At 38.5% G+C, this 19,936-nt stretch carries 19 protein-coding genes; 6 read left to right on the top strand and 13 right to left on the bottom strand.

Annotated features, from left to right (window positions below; all coding sequences use genetic code 11):
* Positions 1 to 16 precede the first annotated feature (16 nt).
* Entirely contained in the window at positions 17 to 1,045 is a 1,029-nt protein-coding gene (gene tdh / locus SC428_RS16955) for an L-threonine 3-dehydrogenase (protein ID WP_070929907.1), read from the bottom strand.
* Between the two features lie 23 nt (positions 1,046 to 1,068).
* Entirely contained in the window at positions 1,069 to 2,265 is a 1,197-nt protein-coding gene (locus SC428_RS16960) for a glycine C-acetyltransferase (protein ID WP_070929905.1), read from the bottom strand.
* A 369-nt stretch (positions 2,266 to 2,634) separates the two neighbouring features.
* On the opposite strand from SC428_RS16960, the gene rfaD reads away from it, so the two are divergent.
* The 3 genes from rfaD to rfaC are packed head-to-tail and all read left to right on the top strand — an operon-like array spanning position 2,635 to position 5,592.
* Positions 2,635 to 3,573 carry an ADP-glyceromanno-heptose 6-epimerase gene (gene rfaD / locus SC428_RS16965; protein ID WP_070929903.1) on the top strand — a complete coding sequence of 313 codons (939 nt, stop codon included), beginning with the start codon at positions 2,635 to 2,637 and terminating at the stop codon, positions 3,571 to 3,573.
* Positions 3,574 to 3,583: 10 nt separating this feature from the next.
* A complete protein-coding gene (gene rfaF, locus SC428_RS16970; protein ID WP_140179840.1) occupies positions 3,584 to 4,630 on the top strand; it encodes an ADP-heptose--LPS heptosyltransferase RfaF in 1,047 nt (348 codons plus the stop codon).
* A complete protein-coding gene (gene rfaC / locus SC428_RS16975) occupies positions 4,630 to 5,592 on the top strand; it encodes a lipopolysaccharide heptosyltransferase RfaC (RefSeq protein ID WP_318709035.1) in 963 nt (320 codons plus the stop codon). The genes rfaF and rfaC overlap by 1 nt, the downstream gene beginning before the upstream one ends.
* A gap of 37 nt (positions 5,593 to 5,629) precedes the next feature.
* Here rfaC and SC428_RS16980 read toward each other — a convergent pair whose 3' ends face one another.
* Positions 5,630 to 7,090 (bottom strand): ArnT family glycosyltransferase, encoded by a 1,461-nt coding sequence (locus tag SC428_RS16980; protein ID WP_318709037.1) that lies wholly within the window; start codon positions 7,088 to 7,090, stop codon positions 5,630 to 5,632.
* A gap of 206 nt (positions 7,091 to 7,296) precedes the next feature.
* Positions 7,297 to 8,574 carry a lipid IV(A) 3-deoxy-D-manno-octulosonic acid transferase gene (gene waaA, locus SC428_RS16985; RefSeq protein ID WP_070929899.1) on the bottom strand — a complete coding sequence of 426 codons (1,278 nt, stop codon included), beginning with the start codon at positions 8,572 to 8,574 and terminating at the stop codon, positions 7,297 to 7,299.
* A 341-nt stretch (positions 8,575 to 8,915) separates the two neighbouring features.
* On the opposite strand from waaA, the gene coaD reads away from it, so the two are divergent.
* Positions 8,916 to 9,401: a pantetheine-phosphate adenylyltransferase gene (gene coaD / locus SC428_RS16990; RefSeq protein ID WP_140179846.1), complete on the top strand. Its 486-nt coding sequence runs from the start codon at positions 8,916 to 8,918 to the stop codon at positions 9,399 to 9,401.
* 4 nt (positions 9,402 to 9,405) lie between these two features.
* Here coaD and mutM read toward each other — a convergent pair whose 3' ends face one another.
* Positions 9,406 to 10,215: a bifunctional DNA-formamidopyrimidine glycosylase/DNA-(apurinic or apyrimidinic site) lyase gene (mutM, locus tag SC428_RS16995; RefSeq protein ID WP_070929895.1), complete on the bottom strand. Its 810-nt coding sequence runs from the start codon at positions 10,213 to 10,215 to the stop codon at positions 9,406 to 9,408.
* 334 nt (positions 10,216 to 10,549) lie between these two features.
* On the opposite strand from mutM, the gene SC428_RS17000 reads away from it, so the two are divergent.
* Positions 10,550 to 11,788, top strand: a complete 1,239-nt coding sequence (locus SC428_RS17000; protein ID WP_318709041.1) for an O-antigen ligase family protein — start codon at positions 10,550 to 10,552, stop codon at positions 11,786 to 11,788.
* 30 nt (positions 11,789 to 11,818) lie between these two features.
* Here SC428_RS17000 and SC428_RS17005 read toward each other — a convergent pair whose 3' ends face one another.
* The gene (locus SC428_RS17005; protein WP_318709043.1) at positions 11,819 to 12,793 is read right to left on the bottom strand and encodes a glycosyltransferase; all 975 of its coding nucleotides are present in this window, start codon (positions 12,791 to 12,793) and stop codon (positions 11,819 to 11,821) included.
* Between the two features lie 588 nt (positions 12,794 to 13,381).
* Between SC428_RS17005 and SC428_RS17010 the strand changes: the two genes are divergently transcribed.
* The gene (locus SC428_RS17010; protein ID WP_318709045.1) at positions 13,382 to 14,161 is read left to right on the top strand and encodes a glycosyltransferase family A protein; all 780 of its coding nucleotides are present in this window, start codon (positions 13,382 to 13,384) and stop codon (positions 14,159 to 14,161) included.
* Positions 14,162 to 14,271: 110 nt separating this feature from the next.
* Here SC428_RS17010 and SC428_RS17015 read toward each other — a convergent pair whose 3' ends face one another.
* The 7 genes from SC428_RS17015 to radC form a co-directional block, all read right to left on the bottom strand.
* Entirely contained in the window at positions 14,272 to 15,282 is a 1,011-nt protein-coding gene (locus SC428_RS17015; RefSeq protein WP_318709047.1) for a glycosyltransferase, read from the bottom strand.
* Positions 15,283 to 15,306: 24 nt separating this feature from the next.
* Positions 15,307 to 16,104, bottom strand: a complete 798-nt coding sequence (gene rfaP, locus SC428_RS17020; RefSeq protein WP_318709049.1) for a lipopolysaccharide core heptose(I) kinase RfaP — start codon at positions 16,102 to 16,104, stop codon at positions 15,307 to 15,309.
* Positions 16,097 to 17,221, bottom strand: coding sequence for a glycosyltransferase family 4 protein (locus tag SC428_RS17025; protein WP_318709052.1), 1,125 nt, complete (start codon positions 17,219 to 17,221; stop codon positions 16,097 to 16,099). Before SC428_RS17025 ends, rfaP begins: the two co-directional genes overlap by 8 nt.
* A gap of 1 nt (position 17,222) precedes the next feature.
* Positions 17,223 to 18,287 carry a lipopolysaccharide core heptosyltransferase RfaQ gene (gene rfaQ, locus SC428_RS17030; RefSeq protein WP_070929889.1) on the bottom strand — a complete coding sequence of 355 codons (1,065 nt, stop codon included), beginning with the start codon at positions 18,285 to 18,287 and terminating at the stop codon, positions 17,223 to 17,225.
* A 197-nt stretch (positions 18,288 to 18,484) separates the two neighbouring features.
* Complete coding sequence (gene rpmG, locus SC428_RS17035) at positions 18,485 to 18,652, bottom strand: 50S ribosomal protein L33 (protein WP_004924244.1); 168 nt, start codon at positions 18,650 to 18,652, stop codon at positions 18,485 to 18,487.
* 11 nt (positions 18,653 to 18,663) lie between these two features.
* Positions 18,664 to 18,900: a 50S ribosomal protein L28 gene (gene rpmB, locus SC428_RS17040; protein WP_004265123.1), complete on the bottom strand. Its 237-nt coding sequence runs from the start codon at positions 18,898 to 18,900 to the stop codon at positions 18,664 to 18,666.
* 251 nt (positions 18,901 to 19,151) lie between these two features.
* Positions 19,152 to 19,817 (bottom strand): RadC family protein, encoded by a 666-nt coding sequence (gene radC, locus SC428_RS17045; RefSeq protein ID WP_070929888.1) that lies wholly within the window; start codon positions 19,815 to 19,817, stop codon positions 19,152 to 19,154.
* Positions 19,818 to 19,936: the final 119 nt, after the last annotated feature.

A 19,936-nucleotide genomic window follows, 5' to 3' on the forward strand; every position in this document is an offset into this window, starting at 1 on the left:
GCAATCCGTCTTTGGATCATTCATCCCAATTTAAAATCACTTTACCTGATTGGCCTGAACGCATAATGTCGAAGCCTTTTTGGAAGTCATCGATCGAAAATTGATGGGTAATAATGGGTGAAAGGTCGAGACCTGATTGAATAAGCGTCGCCATTTTATACCAAGTTTCAAACATCTCACGACCATAAATACCTTTAATAAATAGCCCTTTGAAAATCACCTGCCCCCAATCGATCGCCATTTCCGAGGAAGGGATCCCCAACAGAGCAATACGCCCGCCGTGGTTCATGGTTTCTAGCATAGAACGAAATGCTGCTGGGGAGCCAGACACTTCCAGCGCCACATCAAAACCTTCTTGCATACCTAATTCTTTCATTACATCTTTAAGATTTTCACGACTGACATTCACGGCACGAGTAACACCCATTTTTTGAGCAAGTTCGAGTCGATAATCATTAACATCAGTGATCACAACATGGCGTGCACCAACGTGCCGACACACTGCGGCAGCCATAATTCCAATCGGCCCCGCCCCTGAAACTAAAACATCTTCCCCTACTAAATCAAATGACAGCGCAGTATGAACAGCATTACCAAACGGATCGAAAATAGCCGCAATTTCATCTGGAATATTATCGGGGATCTTAAATGCATTAAAGGCAGGTAGCACAAGGTATTGTGCAAAGCACCCTGGGCGATTTACCCCAACACCAACCGTATTTCGACATAAATGTGTACGGCCACCTCGGCAGTTCCGACAGTGTCCACAGGTAATGTGCCCTTCACCTGACACCCTATCGCCTATTTTAAAACCTTTAACTTCCTGTCCTATTTCAACAATTTCGCCAATATATTCATGACCTACAACCATCGGAACTGGGATAGTTTTTTGCGACCATTCATCCCAGTTATAGATATGCACATCCGTACCACAAATTGCGGTTTTACGGATCTTAATCATCACATCATTGTGCCCAAGTTCCGGTTTCGGCACATCTGTCATCCATATACCTGGTTCTGCTTTTAATTTGGACAATGCTTTCATAGAGTGGCCTTATTTAATGATCATTAAGCAATGACACCTAATTTTTTGCCAATGCGGGTGAATGCGTCAACAACACGTAGGATATCCTCTTCACTATGAGCAGCAGACATTTGCGTGCGAATACGCGCCTGCCCTTGAGGAACAACAGGGTAGAAGAAACCGGTAACATAGATCCCTTCTCCAAGTAATTCATTGGCGAAAACCTGTGCTAGTGCAGCATCGCCTAACATAACTGGAATGATGGCATGATCCGCTCCCGCTAAGGTGAAGCCCGCAGCAGACATTTTTTCACGGAACAAGGCCGCGTTGCGCCATAAACGTGCGCGTCGCTCCCCCCCCTCACTCATCATATCGATAACTTTAATTGAAGCGGCAACAATTGCTGGGGCTAAGGAGTTAGAAAATAAATAAGGACGGGAACGTTGGCGTAACCACTCTACCACCTCTTTTTTCGCTGCCGTATAACCTCCTGAAGCCCCACCGAGAGCTTTACCCAATGTGCCAGTAATAATGTCAACTCGCCCCATAACATCGCAATATTCATGGGTGCCGCGACCATTTTTACCAACAAAACCAACCGCATGAGAATCATCGACCATCACCAGTGCTTGGAATTCATCAGCAAGATCACAAATGGCTTTCAGGTTAGCTATCACACCATCCATTGAAAATACCCCATCCGTTGCGATCAAAATATGTCGAGCTCCCGCAGCTTTAGCATCTTCAAGGCATGCCCTTAATTCAGCCATATCATTATTTGGATAACGATAGCGCTTAGCCTTACACAAACGTACACCATCAATGATCGATGCATGGTTAAGTGCATCCGAAATCACGGCATCTTCAGGCCCTAACAGAGTTTCAAATAAGCCACCATTCGCGTCAAAACAGGAGGAATAGAGGATGCTATCTTCCATACCTAAAAAATCCGCCAGTTTTTTTTCTAATTGTTTATGGGCGTCTTGTGTACCACAGATAAAACGCACTGAAGCCATACCAAAACCATGGCTATCCATACCTTGCTTGGCGGCTTCAATAAGATCGGGGTGATTAGCTAAACCGAGGTAATTATTAGCACAAAAATTAACCACATGCTGACCTCCAGCAATTTCAATATCAGCATCTTGCGATGAGGTAATAATGCGCTCGTTTTTGAATAAACCTGCGGCCTCAGTTTCATTGAGTTGTTGTTTGATTTGCTGATAAAATTGCTGCGACATGATGTTCTCCCATAACTTAACCATTTCTAGAGTTTAATAATAGACACCAGAACTATCGACTTACGCAGCATAAATAAGTTAAGTTTGTAGCCAAGATCACGATCATTAGCTTATAAAAATATCGCGAGTAGAATGTTTGCCTATCAGTTAAAGCTGTTGTCACCCTATATAAATGTTATTATGGAAAGATTCATATTCTGTATAGACTCTAAATCATTCGAGGGGCAGCTAGGCGGCAAGTGAATGAGTCGCTAGGAGCATAGAAAACGATGTGGCTGATGCGAGTGAGCGTAGTCACTTCGACTTCAACAAAAAGCGCTGCAACTTGAAGTATGACGAGTATATCATTAACCCACTGAGGTACACCCGATGATCATAGTCACTGGCGGAGCTGGTTTTATTGGTAGTAACATTGTGAAGGCATTAAATGATGCTGGCCGCACCGATATTTTAGTTGTCGATAACCTGAAAGATGGTACGAAATTCGCTAACCTTGTTGATCTCGATATCGCTGATTACATGGATAAAGAAGAGTTCATTGTCAGTGTGATGGCGGGTGATGACTTTGGTGATATTGATGCGATATTCCATGAAGGAGCTTGCTCATCAACCACCGAGTGGGATGGAAAATACATGATGGATAACAACTATCAGTTTTCCAAAGAGCTCCTGCATTTCTGCTTAGATCGTGAAATACCTTTTCTCTACGCATCTTCAGCTGCAACCTATGGTGGCCGTAGTGATAACTTCATTGAAGAGCGCCAATTCGAAAAGCCATTAAACGTTTACGGTTACTCCAAATTCCAGTTCGACCAATATGTACGTAATATTTTGCCTGAAGCACAATCACAAGTGTGCGGCTTCCGTTATTTCAACGTTTATGGACCACGTGAAAACCATAAAGGCAGTATGGCCAGTGTGGCTTATCATTTAAATAAGCAAATTAACGAAGGGCAAAATCCAAAGCTCTTTGAAGGTAGCGAAACTTTCCGTCGCGATTTCATTTACGTTGGTGATGTTGCTGCCGTCAATTTATGGTTCTGGCAGAATAATGTGTCAGGGATTTTTAACTGCGGTACGGGCCGTGCAGAATCTTTCCAAGCTGTTGCTGATGCAGTCACGCAGTTCCACAATGATAAAAACGTTTCTGTTGAATACATTGAGTTCCCTGAGAAACTCAAAGGTCGCTATCAAAGCTTCACCCAAGCGGACATGACTAAATTACGCGCAGCAGGCTATCAGGCACCATTTAAAACGGTGGCCGAAGGTGTCGCTGAGTACATGCAGTGGCTGAATCAAGCAGACTAATAAATAATCTATGAAAATATTGGTGATCGGCCCCTCTTGGGTAGGGGATATGATGATGTCACAAAGCCTTTATCGTACATTAAAGGCGCAATATCCTCACGCACAAATCGATGTGATGGCGCCACAATGGTGTCGTCCTCTTTTAGCAAAAATGCCAGAGGTCAATGCAGCGATCCCTATGCCACTCGGTCACGGCGCTCTCGCTATTGGTGAGCGCCGGCAACTCGGTATTAGCCTGCGTAACCATAACTATGACCAAGCGATCGTGTTACCTAACTCATTTAAGTCTGCCTTAATACCGTTTTTTGCAAAAATCGCCAAACGTACTGGCTGGCGTGGTGAAATGCGTTACGGTTTGCTTAATGATATCCGAACCTTAGATAAAACCGCATTTCCTCTTATGGTACAGCGTTATGTAGCACTTGCTTATGATAAGCACACTATCCACAACGCAACCGATATTCCTGAGCCTATCCTGTGGCCAAAACTAGCCGTTAAACAGCAAGAAGTTATTGATGCCGCTAACACATTTAATATCGATACTTCACGCCCGATTATTGGTTTCTGCCCCGGTGCCGAATTTGGTCCAGCGAAACGTTGGCCTCACTATCATTACGCAACTTTAGCAGAGCAGCTAATCAGTGAAAAAGGTTATCAAGTGCTGTTATTTGGTTCACAAAAAGACCATGAGGCAGGCGAAGACATCAAACAAAGCCTAACGGATACGGCTCGCGAGCATTGTATTAACCTCGCAGGTAAGACATCGTTAGAACAAGCCGTTAACTTAATAGCTAGCTGCCAAGCCGTTATTACTAACGATTCAGGTTTAATGCACGTTGCAGCTGCACTAGATAAACCACTCGTTGCTTTATATGGCCCTAGCAGCCCTGATTTTACGCCGCCGTTATCAAATAAAGCGGAAGTGATCCGCCTAATCAGCGGATACCATAAAGTACGCAAAGGCGATGGCGAAAGTGGTTATCATCAAAGTTTAATCGATATCCAGCCTGAATTAGTCATCGAAGCTCTCGCTCGCTTACAAATAGGTTTCGATTAATGCGTGTGCTTTTAGTCAAAACATCATCTATGGGGGATGTCTTACATTCCCTACCTGCATTAACCGATGCTCAGCACGTTTTCCCTGAGATCCAGTTTGATTGGGCCGTCGAGGAAGGATTTGCACAAATTCCAACTTGGCACAGTGCGGTTAACCAAGTGATCCCCGTTGCAATAAGACGTTGGCGTAAAAATTGGTTTTCAGCACCGATCCGTGCTGAACGAGCGGCATTTCGTCAACAACTTACTGCAACTCACTATGATGCCGTTATTGATGCGCAAGGGCTACTTAAGAGCGCATTTTTAGTGACTCGCCTCGCCCATGGTGCAAAACATGGTTATGATCGCCACAGCATACGCGAACCGATTGCCAGTTTTTTTTATGACTACAAACATCAAATCAGTAAGCAACAGCATGCTGTAGAGCGCATTCGCCAATTGTTTGCCGCAAGCCTTGGCTATGATTGCCCAAAAACACAAGGTGACTACGCCATCGCCCAGCACTTTTTACATGCACCCACAGAGTTACAAGGTGAGTATGTCGTTTTCTTGCACTCGACAACGCGTGATGATAAACATTGGCCAGAAGAATATTGGCGTAGCTTAATCGCTCTTATGGCTGAAAGTGGTGTCAAAATAAAATTACCTTGGGGTGCCGAACATGAGTATCAAAGGGCACTACGTCTTGCTGAAGGATTTGACTTTGTCGACGTTTTACCCAAACTCACCTTGGCCGAAGTGGCACTTCAAATTGCCAATGCAAAGGCTGTTGTCTCTGTTGATACTGGTCTTAGTCACTTAACCGCTGCGCTGGATAAGACGAATTTTACCCTATTCGGCCCAACAGACCCTGGGTTAATCGGCGGCTATGGTTTAGGCCAACATGAGATTAAGTCAGTAGATAAGACAATGAAGTCGATTGAACCCGATCTTGTCTTTAAACAGTTGAAAAGCGTTTTATAACAAAGCGGCTACTGATGTAGCCGCTCTAGCAATTTGATTATTTCTCTGGCGCAATAAACCCAAAACACATGGTTTCTGGCTTAGCATCAGGCTCAGAACGGTAAATCACATCTTCTTTTTCAATTGTAAATTGTGGCCAATATTTACGCACTTTATCAAAGTTCTCGTGAGCACAATCATCATATTTACGACCTAATAATATTGCCCCATTCTGACGGATCTCTGCTTCTGTAATATCGCGGTTATACACATTAGGTGGCATATGGTGTTCTAGGGTCCATGGTTGGATCACATGAGGTCTGTCTTTTGCATAAATAATAAACCATTGGTGTAAATTATCTTCTCCACCGACATATTTTAGAGGTGTGCCATAACGTTGATGCCAACGTTGTTCACCTTCTGCAATCAAGGTTTTGACACCAATAAACTTTTGTCCAGCACCACGAATATTCGCACTTTGTACGATAGAGTAACCAATCAGTACCAATACACCAAAGAGAGCTAAGCCAATTAATGGTTTTCGAAGTGGCTTTTTCGGCATGACAGTAATTGAACCAATAAATAGAGGTGCGCACACTGCCATAAAAGGTTGTAACCACTCAGTGATCCGACCGCCATCATGGAAAGAAAACCAACCATAAATAACCACTAATGGGAACAGAATAATAAAATTAACCATGCGATTAGCCAATGGCTTTGGCCAACCGAGCTTACCACCGCAACTGTATACAATAATGGCTGCGATAATTAATGGATAAAAAACACTTAACGCTGCTTGAGTGGTATGTAAGTTAAATCCAGGATCAATCTGTGAATCTACCCATTTGAAGGCCGAGAAGTCACTCGCCATCAACCAAAAGAAGTTAGGTAAAACAATCGCAAACCAGAGCGCTATCGCTAAATAGAAAACAGGGTGTCGATAGCTTTGACGAACTTGCTTAACAAATAGCGTTAATAAAAATACGGAGCCAACTAAAGCGAGAGTTGAGTATTTACCCATTGTGGCAAGGCCTGCACACAAAGCAAATAACAGCCACCATGCTGGATTGTCATAAACCGCACGCAAAAAGAAATATAGGATCCACGCCCAGAAGGTGACTAAAATATAGTTGTCATTATAAGGAATGATATCGAAATTAATTACACCAGATAAATTCAACATCAACATCGCAAACCATGCAAGATCACGACGTCCTGTTAAGCGATATGCTAGCTTCCAGACACCTAACAATCCAAATGCGATACCAACAAAATGAATAAAGTACCAATAAAAACTATAAGAAATACCTAGATGTATAGCTGGCCACATCACCATTCCCACAAACCAAGGGTTTTTTGGTGAGCCCCATTCTCCATTCATACCCCAGTTAACGGCTTCAACTGTATCGTAAGGTACTGTTGGATCTAAATAAAAACTGGCCAAAATCCATGCAATGGCATAGCCAATGACCCACAAATAAACATATTTGTTCGATATCGATTGATTGATTGCTGGCATACTATTTTAAATAATCAAGTAAAGGTACCCATTATCTATTAGATGCATGTATAACACCCATGAATATGCGCCTAATAGTGCAAATGGAAATAGAACGGCGAATTCTACTATAGTTTAGAGTGAATAATAAGGAAGGGAGACAAATAGTCATCATCTATTGTCGTTTTATTCAAGTTTTCTGTCACAGACTCAAAAATTTGACCGTGTTATTGTTCTTTCGGCGGTAAATATGGCTGTAATAACTTGAGCAAACGCTGCAATGCCCCTTGATTTTCATGCAATACTTCTGCGGCATGGCGACCATAATATAGGCGATAGTCTTCATCAGAGAGCAGGCTAGTGACAGCTTGTGCCATTGTGTCACTATCCGTAACCGTGATCATCCCATCAGCTTGCTTTAATTTTCCACAAATATCTTTGAAATTAAACGTATGCGGTCCCATCAACACAGGTAAAGCGTGCGCTGCGGCTTCTAACGGATTATGCCCCCCCGTTTCTACAAGGCTGCCACCAACAAAAGCTAAATCGGCAATGCCATACAGTAGCATCAGTTCACCCATAGTATCACCGATCACCACCTGAACATCTGAAGTAGGAACGATACCTTGGCTACGGCGAATAGATTTTAGCCCAGCCTTAGTCGTTAACTCTTCAGCTTTCGCAAAACGTTCAGGATGGCGGGGAACTAAAATGAGCAATAAATCAGGGAAACGTTTTAACAATTGCTGATGTGCATCTAAAACAATGGCTTCCTCACCTTCATGGGTACTTGTTGCTATCCAAACCGGCCGATGTGCAGCCCATTGTCGACGCAAAGTAACGGCTCTCACCGCAAGCTCAGGTGTCACTGAAATATCAAATTTTAAGCTACCAGTCACATTCAATTGAACTCGTCGTAACCCTAACTGAATAAAACGCTCACCATCTTCTTGATGCTGCGCCGCAACCATTGTGACATTACGCAGCATTCGCTTCACAAAACTACCTAATTTTTGATAACCCGCGGCCGAGCGTTCAGATAAGCGGGCATTAGCAATCACCAAAGGTATTTTACGGCGGTGAAGCTGATTTATCATATTCGGCCATAGTTCAGTTTCCATAATAATCACCAACTTTGGGTCAACTTGATTAAGGAAACGACGCATAGAGCCAGGAAGATCATAGGGAAGATAGACATGATAAACATCATCACCAAAAGCTGACACAACACGTTCTGAACCCGTAGGTGTCATCGTTGTTACTGTAATTGGCAATGAGGGGTAATGATGGCGTAGTGCACGAACTAAAGGCACTGCGGCAAGTGTTTCTCCGACCGAAACAGAGTGCAACAATATCCCACCTGACGCAACTTTGCCTGCACAGAAACCATAGCGTTCCCCCCAACGTTTACGATACGCGGGTGCTTTGCGGCCTCGCACTAATAGGCGAACCCAAATAAGAGGCTGAATGAGATAAAGGAGTACCTGATATAAACGCAATAACATTCGATCTGATTCACTTACCAAAATTGGCGCTATCTTAACACAAAGCTTTCGTGAAGGTGTGTAGAATATACACCTAAAAATAGCCTTAAAATTAGATAGTCTACTCTAAATAATTCAAGTTGTGGCTAAGTAGTACATGAATGAGTCACTAAAAGTATATGATGAGAGAATGGGTATAGTCACGATACTGTAAACAAAAGCGCCGCAGCCTAAAGTATGACGAGCAAAGCCATTCCTCAGTTGCAACAACACTCAATTGTCGATAATGTTGAGTCCATTCAGATGTTACTTAATCCAAACGGTTTACATTAAGTACTTACAAACGTTGAGATACCAACATTATGCAACATAAAGCTATCTACCCTGGCACCTTTGACCCCATCACATCAGGACATATTGATATTGTTTCACGTGCAGCAGCCATGTTCGATCATGTATTGCTGGCAATTGCCAATAGCCAGCGCAAAAGCCCTATGTTTACCCTTGAAGAACGCGTTGACCTTGCCCAACAGGTAACAGCACATTTAAGTAACGTTGAAGTCGTTGGTTTTTCAGAGTTGATGGCAAATTTCGCACAAAAGCACGATGCCAATATTCTTATTCGGGGAGTTCGCTCAGTCGCAGATTTTGAGTATGAGTGGCAACTCGCTAATATGAATCGCCACTTAGTCCCCAAATTGGAAACTGTATTTTTGCTTCCTTCACAAAACCTATCTTTTATTTCGTCATCATTGATAAAAGATGTTGCGCTTCATGACGGTGATGTTTCCTCATTTTTACCCCCCGTTGTTGAACGGGCGATGTTAAAAAAACTCAACAAGCTTTAAAACGCTATCTTTGGCAATTTGGGCAATAAAATGTACTGCGCTGGCCTTGTTTAATACTTAAGATTAATGTGCCACACATTAAGCAAGGCTCACCTTTTTTACCATAAACAAATAATTCTTGTGCAAAGTATCCCGGTTTACCATCTGATTGCAGAAAATCTTTTAATGTCGTACCCCCCTGCTCAATCGAACGCTGTAGGACTTTTTTGATTTGAGTGACTAACTCAATTGATTGTTCCAGTGTCAGAGTGTTGGTGATCTTCTCTGGCGAAATTCCTGTCGCAAATAAAGCTTCATTTGCATAAATATTGCCAACACCAACCACCACTTTGTTATCCATTAGCCAAGGCTTTATCGCAATTTTTCGTTTTGCTGCTTGCTCAAATAAATATTGGGCATTAAATTCATCCGAGAGTGGTTCTGGCCCTAAATGTGCAAGAACTGAGCTTGTTTCAAGATCTTCACACCATAGCCAAGCTCCAAAACGCCTCGGGTCGGTATACCTCAAAACTTTACCATCTTTCAAAACAAGATCGACGTGGTCGTGTTTTTCTTCGGGCAGTTCTTCTAGCAAAATACGCAAGCTACCAGACATACCTAAATGAATGATGATCCAACCTTTTTCCAATTCAAGCAGCAGATATTTAGCACGACGCTGTACACTGAGGATCTTTTCATCAGATAAACGTTTTATTTGTTCAGAAACAGGCCAACGCAAACGGCTATTGCGTACAATCGCATATTGAATTGAGTTTCCAACAAGATGAGGTTCTATTCCTCTACGACTGGTTTCGACCTCAGGTAGTTCTGGCATGAGTAGATCCCTCAGTAACAATTAATTTTATATATGCTAAATAATTCTAGATCCAACAAATCGCTAGGAACATAGAAAACACTGCGAGTTGCATGAGTGAACCTGATCACCATAGGTTAACCAGAAGCGCTGCAACTTGAAGTATGACGACTATAAATTAACAAAACTTAAACTAAAATATCGCTTTTTCCGCTAGGTCGCTGGACATCTTTCCATATGATAAATACAATCCTGATATAAGCAATATAAGATGTTATGTTTAACATGATAAAGATACTACTGGTATCTTATGGTTTCTAAAAAGAAATCATTAACGATAAAAATAGGAAAATTTGTGGATATTAAGAAAAACATTATTAGCCAAATCCCTTTTCTATTAGTATCACTGGTTATTTTGGGTATGTTCACTAATGATACTCAAGGTGTTCTCAATGTTTCCGCTGTATTACTCTTCATCATAACAATTGGTATTGCTATAAAAGAAAAAACAAACATTAAAAGTGATATTGTAAATCTAATAAAATCTAGAAAGGTTTTTTTCTTATTTAGTGGTTGGTGTTTACTCTGTATAGCCTTATTTACTTATTCAAGTTTTACTATAGAGGCATTTAAAGAGTTTTTTAATGACTGGCGATATGTGATAATTATTTCATTATTTTTATTTGTATTTAAGAATGATAGCTCAAAAAATATTAAAATAATAAGTTATGCCCTGATAGCGACATTAGCCTTTACCATTTTTATTAGCCCCATACTCAAACAGTTTAAAGATAGCAGCCTCCCCTTATTTATACAATTAAGGTACGGCTTTGCACATTATATGACTTTGCTTTTCCCATTTACCTTTAGTGCTGTATTTATATTTAAAAACGTACTAATGAAGCTAGCAATGTTTTTGCTGTCAATATTGGCATTTGTGTTTTTATTATATACGGGTAGCCGAGGTGGGGTTCTTGCCTTATTTGTAGAGTCTGTTTTAATTTTATTTATTTTTTCTAATACCATAAAATCATTTATCTTAAGTATTGCTATTTTCGCTATCAGTTGCTTGGTAATAACTACGGTCGCATATAATGAAATCCCTCAAGTTAAAAGAAAAATTGATCAGACTTTATATTCGAAAAATATTACCTCAAGCCGCGATAAAATTATCGCGACTCGATTACCTATTTTCATGAATAATAAAGAAATTTTTATTTTTGGTGCTGGTTACGGCTCGGTATCATACAACCAATATTTAAATGATAATAAGGCTGAAAGATTCTCCGGGGGCGGAGGATTTTCTAAGCGTAAAAATGAGTATGTACACAATAATGATGACCCATTCTTTTTAAACATTATTTATAATGTTGGCCTAGGTGGATTAGTTTTATTTTGTATAGCATTCTTTATAAATCAAAAAGATCTCTATCGAAGCATAAGAATGCAAAAAAGCATACTTAACGTAGGCATTTTTATATCATCAATTGGCTATTTTTTGGTTTATTGTCTTTTTGAATTTATCTTCCTAGATATCTTCTTTTTATACAATGTATTAGTGGCTCTATTGATAAATAAAAAATCATCAAAATAACAGCTTAGTATCACTAAACTGTTAAATATATCAGTGAGACATTTTCTTTATTAAGTATTCTGCCGTTGCAGTGAGAAAAGGTAAAATCTTCCAGTTTCTTCTTAGGTGAGATTTTTTCCGCGATAACTGCTTATAGCTATCCGCTTTAAGTAAAGGAATATTTTTCCACGGCGACTCTTGCCTTGCAGCTTCAAAAAACTGATATTCTTTATAAAATTTAGCCCACTCATGAAAAGGTTTCGTTAGGCCGACAAAATGAATAAAAATAACATCATCTGATATATTACTAATATCTCTTTTACTCGTAATATACCAATCTAAAGAAAACATAAAATTAAAATTTTCACTAATATTAATTAATTTATCATTAAGTAATATATTTAATGCATCCTGATCTGGGTGCGTAAATTCGTTATTTTTCACCAGCTCAATTACTCTGTTAGGTATATCATCCCTAACCATGCGTTGAACTGACATATATAAAAAACCAGAATTAAAGTATTTATGCATATCCATAGGCAGAAATTTCTTTTCACTACGGAATTTATCTTTTACTGCATACAGATAAGTATCTTCATTAAATTCTAACGTTTTTAAATATGAAAGATCACCTTTACAGATAATATCTGCATCCAAATAAAGTAATTTATCAATTGTTTGTGAAAGATAATCGATAATTACCAATCTAAAATAAATGGCGTGACTCCAAGCTTTGGACGGCAAAGGCAATCTCTTAAATTCTTTGTTATCAATCAGATAGATTGTGATTTTATGTTGAGTGTTAGCCACTAACTCATCAAAAAAACTTTGCTTCGTGATACTATCGACAAGAATATGGAAATGAAAATGCGTCTCTTTATTATTAAGAATGATTGAAGCGATCGACGTACCAACCCCATAGAGAAATTTATCGTCTACCCCATAGGCGATATGAAAGTATTCTTTATCACTCGTTATATCATCATTAATTTTTACCAGTGATTTGATAATTTCATGGGTCAACATTTTTCATCCTTCAATGACCAAAACCCCCCTAAAGAGTATAAGGTCTTTATTTTAAGAGTTAGTCTTTTTAAGATGACACTTCTTTACATCACATCATCTATCAAGCATTACTCTAATCTACTATCCTAAATTATATAACTTTTTGACAAAAAATATCACTATTGATTCAACTAAATAATAGATAACAGATCATTTTCAGAGCAATCAGAGAAAGTACACACGACTGCAACCAAACCTATTGATTTAAAGTGTATTGAAATAGAAAATATCTATTTATAATAACTCCCTTTACCCTCAATAATGTTACACTACATCAAGTAACTGAATTAGCGTCATTAAGTATTTTAATTTTTGCAAAAATAGATAAACACACATACCTGTAACATACAATATGTATGTCACATTTAAAAAAACCAGAAAGATACTTTATCAATAATTAAATTAAAATTCAGATACAAGTATTTAAAATTAAAATATTTCTCTTTCAGATAAATTATGAGCTTTCATCTTGAAAAAAAATATCCTACAATAATAATTGTATAAACTTAACTAAATCTGCTTGATAGGCTTGTAAAAACAGGTGGTTACATGATATTCGATGAAAAAAGTAATGTTACAGTTGTAATTACGAGCTGTGGCCGTTTTGATTTGTTAAAAAAAACATTATCATCTTTCGAAAAGTATAATTCTTATCCTATAAAAAAAGTTATCATAACAGAAGACTCAGGTGATAATGCTGTATATGATTCACTTCCCGAAAAATGGGCTCCCTATACCGAAATTATTCTTAATGAAAAAAAATTAGGACAAATAAAATCTATAGACTTAGCTTATAGCAAAGTTGATACAGACTATATTTTTCATTGTGAAGATGATTGGGAATTTTATCGTGATAATTTTATTGAAGATTCATTATGTTTATTAGAAAATGATGATAAATTATTACAAGTATGGCTACGTGATTATGATGACGATATAAAAAAATATTATTCTTTTATATCGATAGAAGATAATAAAAAATTTAATAATATCCAATTCTCAAGAATAAAAAGTACCCACTCTATGATGAGAGGCTTTAGCTTTAACCCCGGTATAAAAAGGTTAGCTGATTATCAAAAAATAGGTCAATATAATATCGGTAAGAGCTCTGACCTTACTGAAGGTGTTTTATCAATAGCCTATAGTATGTATGGTATGTATGTCGTTATATTGAAAAAAAGTGCGGTTAAACATATTGGCTGGGATAATCATATTCCTACTGATAAAGAGATTTTTAAAAAAAGTAAAAAAATAAAATATATTTCTGTTGGTTTTTTTAGCGGTGTTGTAATTACATCTGCTTTAATCTATCTTATGAAAAGCATATAGAATATATTTAAAAATTTTCAATAAGATGCATCATTTAATTATTTTAAATAATGTATCTTATTTAAAAATTAAATTATCATTTATGGTTTTTAAGTTTCATTATACAACACTTATATATTGAATATTTTTTTATAAAAATAAATAACATAATATATAAAACCTTTGATTTTTTTCCCTTGATATAGATTATGCTTCGCACAATAACGTAAATGGTTGCTATTCTTAGCTTTTAATAATGGAACTGTACTCCAAGGCGATGCTGCTCTTGCATCCGAAAAAGGCTTCGCAGTTTCATAAGTTGCCCATTCATGCCACGGTTTTGTCGGCCCAACATAATGAATAAAAACGGTATCGGTCTTAACCGGATAATAAAATTTTTCTTTTAATTCATAATTTAAACTAAATTGCGTATTATAAATACTATCTAGGTGAATAACTTTACCAGATAATAATATATTCAATACATCCTGATCAGGATAACTGATTTTATGACTTAAGTTGTCATCTAAAAGCAAGGCTATAGATCGATTTGTGACCTCATTCTCTTTCCAAGCAACTAAGTTCACATACATCACGCCGCTGTTAAAATAACCATTTGAAATATCAGGGTAACCTAAAGTATTCGCACGTTTTTGCCACCATTGCTCATCACGCTCTGTCGCAACAGCAGCAACTTTACCAGATAAATTTAACCGCATTAGCCCTTGAATTGAATTATTGCATACCACATCAGCATCAAGATAAAGCAATTCGTTGATTTTACCGATGAAGTACTCAGCAACAATAAATCTGAAGTAGATCGCATGCGTCCAATTTTTTGTAGTTGGCAGAGATTTAAGATTATATGCATCAATAATATAGATAGAAACCCTTGTATTATACTTGGTACAAATTTCATTAAATCTAGCTATATCATCATCATTAATTGAATCATCAATAAAAATATGAAAAGAAAAGTTAATATTTTGATTATGTATTAATAGCGAAGTAATAGATACACCACTGCCATACAAGAAATTCTGATCAATACCATATGCGACATGAAAATAGGATGATATATCTGAATCTGATACACCGAGTGAAATAACTCGCTTAATCATTTTATCAAATTCAACAATCATACAATTCCTCAAATATTTTTTTATCTATAGGCCACGACGTTTTGTGCGTTCTTGGATTTTTTCTGCTCTAACTGATGCTTTCGCTATCAACGCTTGCTCTGTACGAATAATCTCTCTTAATGATAAACCAAAATAGGTTTTCATAAAACGGAAGAGATCACGCGAAGTTAATCCTATATTCAAAGAAGAAAAATATAAACCAATCAGATCTTTATCTCGCCAACGAATTGGTACCTTATTTCTTAACTGTGCACGGTGCAAATCGATAACTGAAATTTTCAAATCTGATTCACTTCCCGTAAAAGGTAAATGAAGTAAGAAATGACAAATATAGCAATCCCTATGATTAATACCAATCGCATGCATCTTTTTCACCATATCAGCAACGCGGTGGATAATCATTTGTTTCGTCTTAAAATCAGGGGGAGTATTTAACCAATTAGCACAGTAATCTTCCAAACTAATTGTTGGCGTTAAGTCTCGAGTAATAATAAATGAGTGGCGCCGTAATGGATTGCAACCTTTTTGCCCATAGGCACGGCCATCCATGGTATCTACACCTGCATTCGCTAAACGATGGATTGCATTCCATTCTCTGTCAGCTCCAAGTACAGGCAAACGCAGTGAAAATAGGTTTTTTATTACTTCTTTTAGCGCCGTGCCATAATGGATTTTAATAAAGTAACTCTGCCCTTCTAGCTCAAAACGCAATGTTTTACGGCTTTCTAGTTGACGAAAAACTTCACCCTGTAAGTGCTCTGTTTCAATAAATGGATCTTTGTTTTTCCATAACTCACTAAAAGGCGTTTTAAGCTCAATCATCTAGAGCTCCTAAAATAATATCCGCTGCTTTTTCAGGCAGGCTATATAAATCTTCTGTATCAGCAAAATAACGTGCGTTCTCCGCCCAGTTGTTTAGCTGGGACGTATTTTGCAGACTTTCCGATAGGGCCGAATTTAATTTTTGCTGATCGAAGGGCTCATTGATAACAACACCACACCGCGCTTTAGTAATGAAAGGTGCGTAGCCACACACTTGTGTCACAATGATGGGTAAACCAGCCGTAATCGCTTCAAGTAGCACAATGCCCGCCGCTTCTTGATATGCAGGATGCATCAATATATCGGCAGCAGCCATTAATTCAGCAATATCATCACGTCCACTAAAAAATGATACTTGGTCGCCTATACCTAATTGCTCTGCTAGTTGTCGATATTTCGTGGGTTTATCCTGACCAACAACCATGAGTACCGTATTTTTCTTAACGGTATCCGGTAATGCTGCCATTGCTTTTATTGTGCGATCAACACCCTTTCGCTTAAAATCAGAGCCTACTTGCAACAAAAAATAAGCTGATTGTGATATTTGATTTTTTTCTCGGTAAATATGCTTAGCATTTGAAATTTGCTGATCATATTTCCTATCTTGCGCAATACCTGGAGGCAACATATAAAAACGCGATGTTTCTGTTGCATAGTGTTTTTTAAAATGTTCAATTTGGTGCGGTGTCAACATTAAAAGTTTGGTCGATTTCCCAACTTGAAACACGGCTTTTTCAAATAATGCGTAATGTTTATAACGCGGCGTTAATTTGTAAAAAAAACCTTTTTCGTTAGCAACTTTCTCCGCATAACACACATCAGCAGCATAATAAACGTCTAGGCCAGGCATCTTATTAAAGCCAATAATACGATCTACAGGATGAGATTTAAGATGCTCTTGCACCCACTGACAATACTGTGCGTTGCGTCCATGATTCGTTTTTGATGTCACTGGAACAATGATAATTTCAAACCCTGCGGGAGCATCACCACTCCAAGATTGCGTGTAAACTCGAATATCATGGCCTCGGTTTTGACACGCTAAAGCGATACGCAAGAAATCACGCTGTAAGCCACCAAAAGGAAAATATTTATACAGACAAAAGGCCAAAATCATATTAAAACCTTGCCATCATTGAGCGAATATTCATTGGCAACATATCCTCTGTCGCTTTAATAACATCAGAAGCAGGGATGATAGAAAGGTATTTTTTATTTCTATCAAGTTGCTCTCTTGGCGGCATAGGCTCATAGTCCCCAGCCCAAAATTGCACAACATTATCGCTCCATGGTCGCCAAAACACATTATTTGTTGCACCGAATAAACACACTATTGGCGTATTCACCGCAGCAGCAATATGCATAGGCGCAGAATCAACACCAATAAATAACGCTGCATGAGCAATCAATGCACCTAGTTCAGGGAAAGTGGTTTTTCCAGCTAATTCAATGATAGGCTTAGATTGGCAATGAGAAGCGATATTTTCTATACAATCAAGGTCTTCTTTTGCTGGGCCCGATGTCAAGACAACTTGATAACCACGTGCTTGCAATGCATCAATCACCTCAGAAAATTTTTCGTCATCCCAACATTTAAAAATTTGCCGAGCTGTCGGTTGAATAACAACATAACTGCTATGCACCCCTAAATCTAATAACCGTTGATCAATATTTTTCCAATCCTGCTCTGAATATGACATTGTTAGATGTGTTTTTGATTGAGTTATCTCTAACGGCTCAAGAACAGAGAGATTATTAAGAACAACATGTTCGCCATGAGGAACGACTAAGTGAGTAAAACTATTTCGCCAAAATTTTGAGTCGCGATGAGCGAAGTCATGTGAGATTTTAACTGGTGCGGGGATCGCTCGAACAAGTACCGATACCATCCATTGATCGGCTAAATTCACGATAAGGTCGTACTTATTTCGGCGCAATTTTCTCAGTAAACTTAAAAAATTACAGGCTTTACTCAACCCATTCGTTTTTTTGCCTTTCATGCCGTACAAAGCATGAATTTCCCTATTTTCTGATAAAATAGGGATCGTATCTTGATAAAGTAACACGTCAATCTCGGCATCAGGATAGTTTTGTTTTAATGTGCTGATAACCGGCGTCGTCAGTAACATATCCCCATGAAACCGCATCTTGATAACAAGAATTTTTTTAAACTGTTTTTTCACCAGACACTCTTAATTATATCTATACGCAAAATGACATAGTTCTTTGACAAAAACTAACACTATTAATTCAATTCATAGTGAATATGTTACTACTTTAGGAAGAATCGATATAGCGTTGAATGCCTATCTATATATTTTACTGATTTCTTACATAAAAAAACCCAGCCGAGGCTGGGTTTTTCACAAGAAAGCAGCAATTATTTAATTTTTGCTTCTTTGTAGATCACATGCTTACGAACAACTGGATCGAATTTTTTCATTTCCAGTTTTTCTGGCATTGTGCGCTTGTTCTTCGTAGTGGTATAGAAATGACCTGTACCTTCAGAAGAGACTAGCTTGATTTTCTCGCGAATACCTTTAGCCATTTTTTAGCTCCTTAGTACTTCTCACCACGGGTACGCAGTTCAGCAAGAACAGCATCAATACCCTTTTTATCGATAACACGCATACCTTTAGCAGATACACGCAGTGTTACGAAACGTTTCTCAGACTCAACCCAGAAACGGTGAGAGTGCAGGTTTGGCAAAAAACGACGCTTGGTCGCGTTTAATGCGTGTGAACGATTGTTACCGCTCATTGGACGCTTGCCAGTAACTTGGCAGACTCGTGACATGTCTATTCTCCAAAAATCTAATCAGCTCGAGCTTTTTTTGTTCTGGGTATGGCCGCCTCGTCAGGCTTAGGAGCCCATCTCAGCAAACTTTATGACTGAAAAGATTGTTATCATCTTAGTAAAAAATTTACTGAGATAGGCTCTTCTCGCCAAACCCAAGATCCTCAAAGGTGGCGTAGTATACGCTTTCATTCATTTTCACTCAAGCCCAATGCGGCAAAAGTTGTCATTTTTTAGTCAAAAAAATGATTTTACAGCCACCCTCGTTCAAGAAACGAAACACAATGTTTATGACCAACGACAAAATGGTCTAACAGAGTCAGCCCCATTAAAGCACAAGCATCTTTAATACGGAAAGTGACTTGCCTATCTGCTTCACTGGGTTCCGCATTCCCTGAAGGGTGATTATGTGCCAATATCACTGCACTTGCATTCATTTTCATTGCATAACGAATAATTTCACGAGGGTGTACTTCAACACGATTAATCGTTCCTTTGAATAACTCATCATGACAAATTATCTGGTGTTGATTATTCAATAGCAGTACCACAAAAACCTCTCGTTCCTGACCTGCAAATAGTTCCAGCAGCCTTTTTTTTAGAAAGTTTGGCTCGGATATCACATCTTCATATAAAAACTGCTTAGAAAAACAACGGCGAGCTAGCTCACTGATTGCCTGAAATTGCGAATATTTGCAAATCCCTACCCCCTTGCATTGCGTAATCCTCGAATAATCCGCTTGCAGGAGTAAATGTAATGAACCAAACTCATGCAATAAACGTTCGGCGAGTTGTAAAACAGGCTCTCCGAAGCTGCCTGTACGAAGAAAAATTGCTAATAATTCCACATCCGTCAATGCTGGTGCCCCATAGGCTAGCAGCTTTTCCCTTGGCTTTAAGTGTTCTTCATATTCCATAAGCAAACCCTTGCTGAGTTATTTTCACACACTTTTATATGTAGAAAATAATCACAACAATGTATCCTTTACTGATTTGCGTAGCGCTTCGCAAAAATAAAAGGGTGATGATATATACA

Source organism: Providencia sp. 2023EL-00965 (genome assembly GCF_033550225.1).
GTDB lineage: Bacteria > Pseudomonadota > Gammaproteobacteria > Enterobacterales > Enterobacteriaceae > Providencia > Providencia manganoxydans.

Excerpts from the sequence above, each read along its gene's own strand:
- coaD (WP_140179846.1), top strand. The coding sequence starts at position 8,916 with ATGCAACATAAAGCTATCTACCCTGGCACCTTTGACCCCATCACATCA.
- SC428_RS16980 (WP_318709037.1), bottom strand. The coding sequence starts at position 7,090 with ATGCCAGCAATCAATCAATCGATATCGAACAAATATGTTTATTTGTGG.
- mutM (WP_070929895.1), bottom strand. The coding sequence starts at position 10,215 with ATGCCAGAACTACCTGAGGTCGAAACCAGTCGTAGAGGAATAGAACCT.
- rfaD (WP_070929903.1), top strand. The coding sequence starts at position 2,635 with ATGATCATAGTCACTGGCGGAGCTGGTTTTATTGGTAGTAACATTGTG.
- SC428_RS16960 (WP_070929905.1), bottom strand. The coding sequence starts at position 2,265 with ATGTCGCAGCAATTTTATCAGCAAATCAAACAACAACTCAATGAAACT.
- rfaC (WP_318709035.1), top strand. The coding sequence starts at position 4,630 with ATGCGTGTGCTTTTAGTCAAAACATCATCTATGGGGGATGTCTTACAT.
- tdh (WP_070929907.1), bottom strand. The coding sequence starts at position 1,045 with ATGAAAGCATTGTCCAAATTAAAAGCAGAACCAGGTATATGGATGACA.
- SC428_RS17010 (WP_318709045.1), top strand. The coding sequence starts at position 13,382 with ATGATATTCGATGAAAAAAGTAATGTTACAGTTGTAATTACGAGCTGT.
- SC428_RS17015 (WP_318709047.1), bottom strand. The coding sequence starts at position 15,282 with ATGATTGTTGAATTTGATAAAATGATTAAGCGAGTTATTTCACTCGGT.
- waaA (WP_070929899.1), bottom strand. The coding sequence starts at position 8,574 with ATGTTATTGCGTTTATATCAGGTACTCCTTTATCTCATTCAGCCTCTT.
- rpmG (WP_004924244.1), bottom strand. The coding sequence starts at position 18,652 with ATGGCTAAAGGTATTCGCGAGAAAATCAAGCTAGTCTCTTCTGAAGGT.
- rfaP (WP_318709049.1), bottom strand. The coding sequence starts at position 16,104 with ATGATTGAGCTTAAAACGCCTTTTAGTGAGTTATGGAAAAACAAAGAT.
- radC (WP_070929888.1), bottom strand. The coding sequence starts at position 19,817 with ATGGAATATGAAGAACACTTAAAGCCAAGGGAAAAGCTGCTAGCCTAT.
- SC428_RS17005 (WP_318709043.1), bottom strand. The coding sequence starts at position 12,793 with ATGTTGACCCATGAAATTATCAAATCACTGGTAAAAATTAATGATGAT.
- SC428_RS17025 (WP_318709052.1), bottom strand. The coding sequence starts at position 17,221 with ATGATTTTGGCCTTTTGTCTGTATAAATATTTTCCTTTTGGTGGCTTA.
- rpmB (WP_004265123.1), bottom strand. The coding sequence starts at position 18,900 with ATGTCACGAGTCTGCCAAGTTACTGGCAAGCGTCCAATGAGCGGTAAC.
- rfaF (WP_140179840.1), top strand. The coding sequence starts at position 3,584 with ATGAAAATATTGGTGATCGGCCCCTCTTGGGTAGGGGATATGATGATG.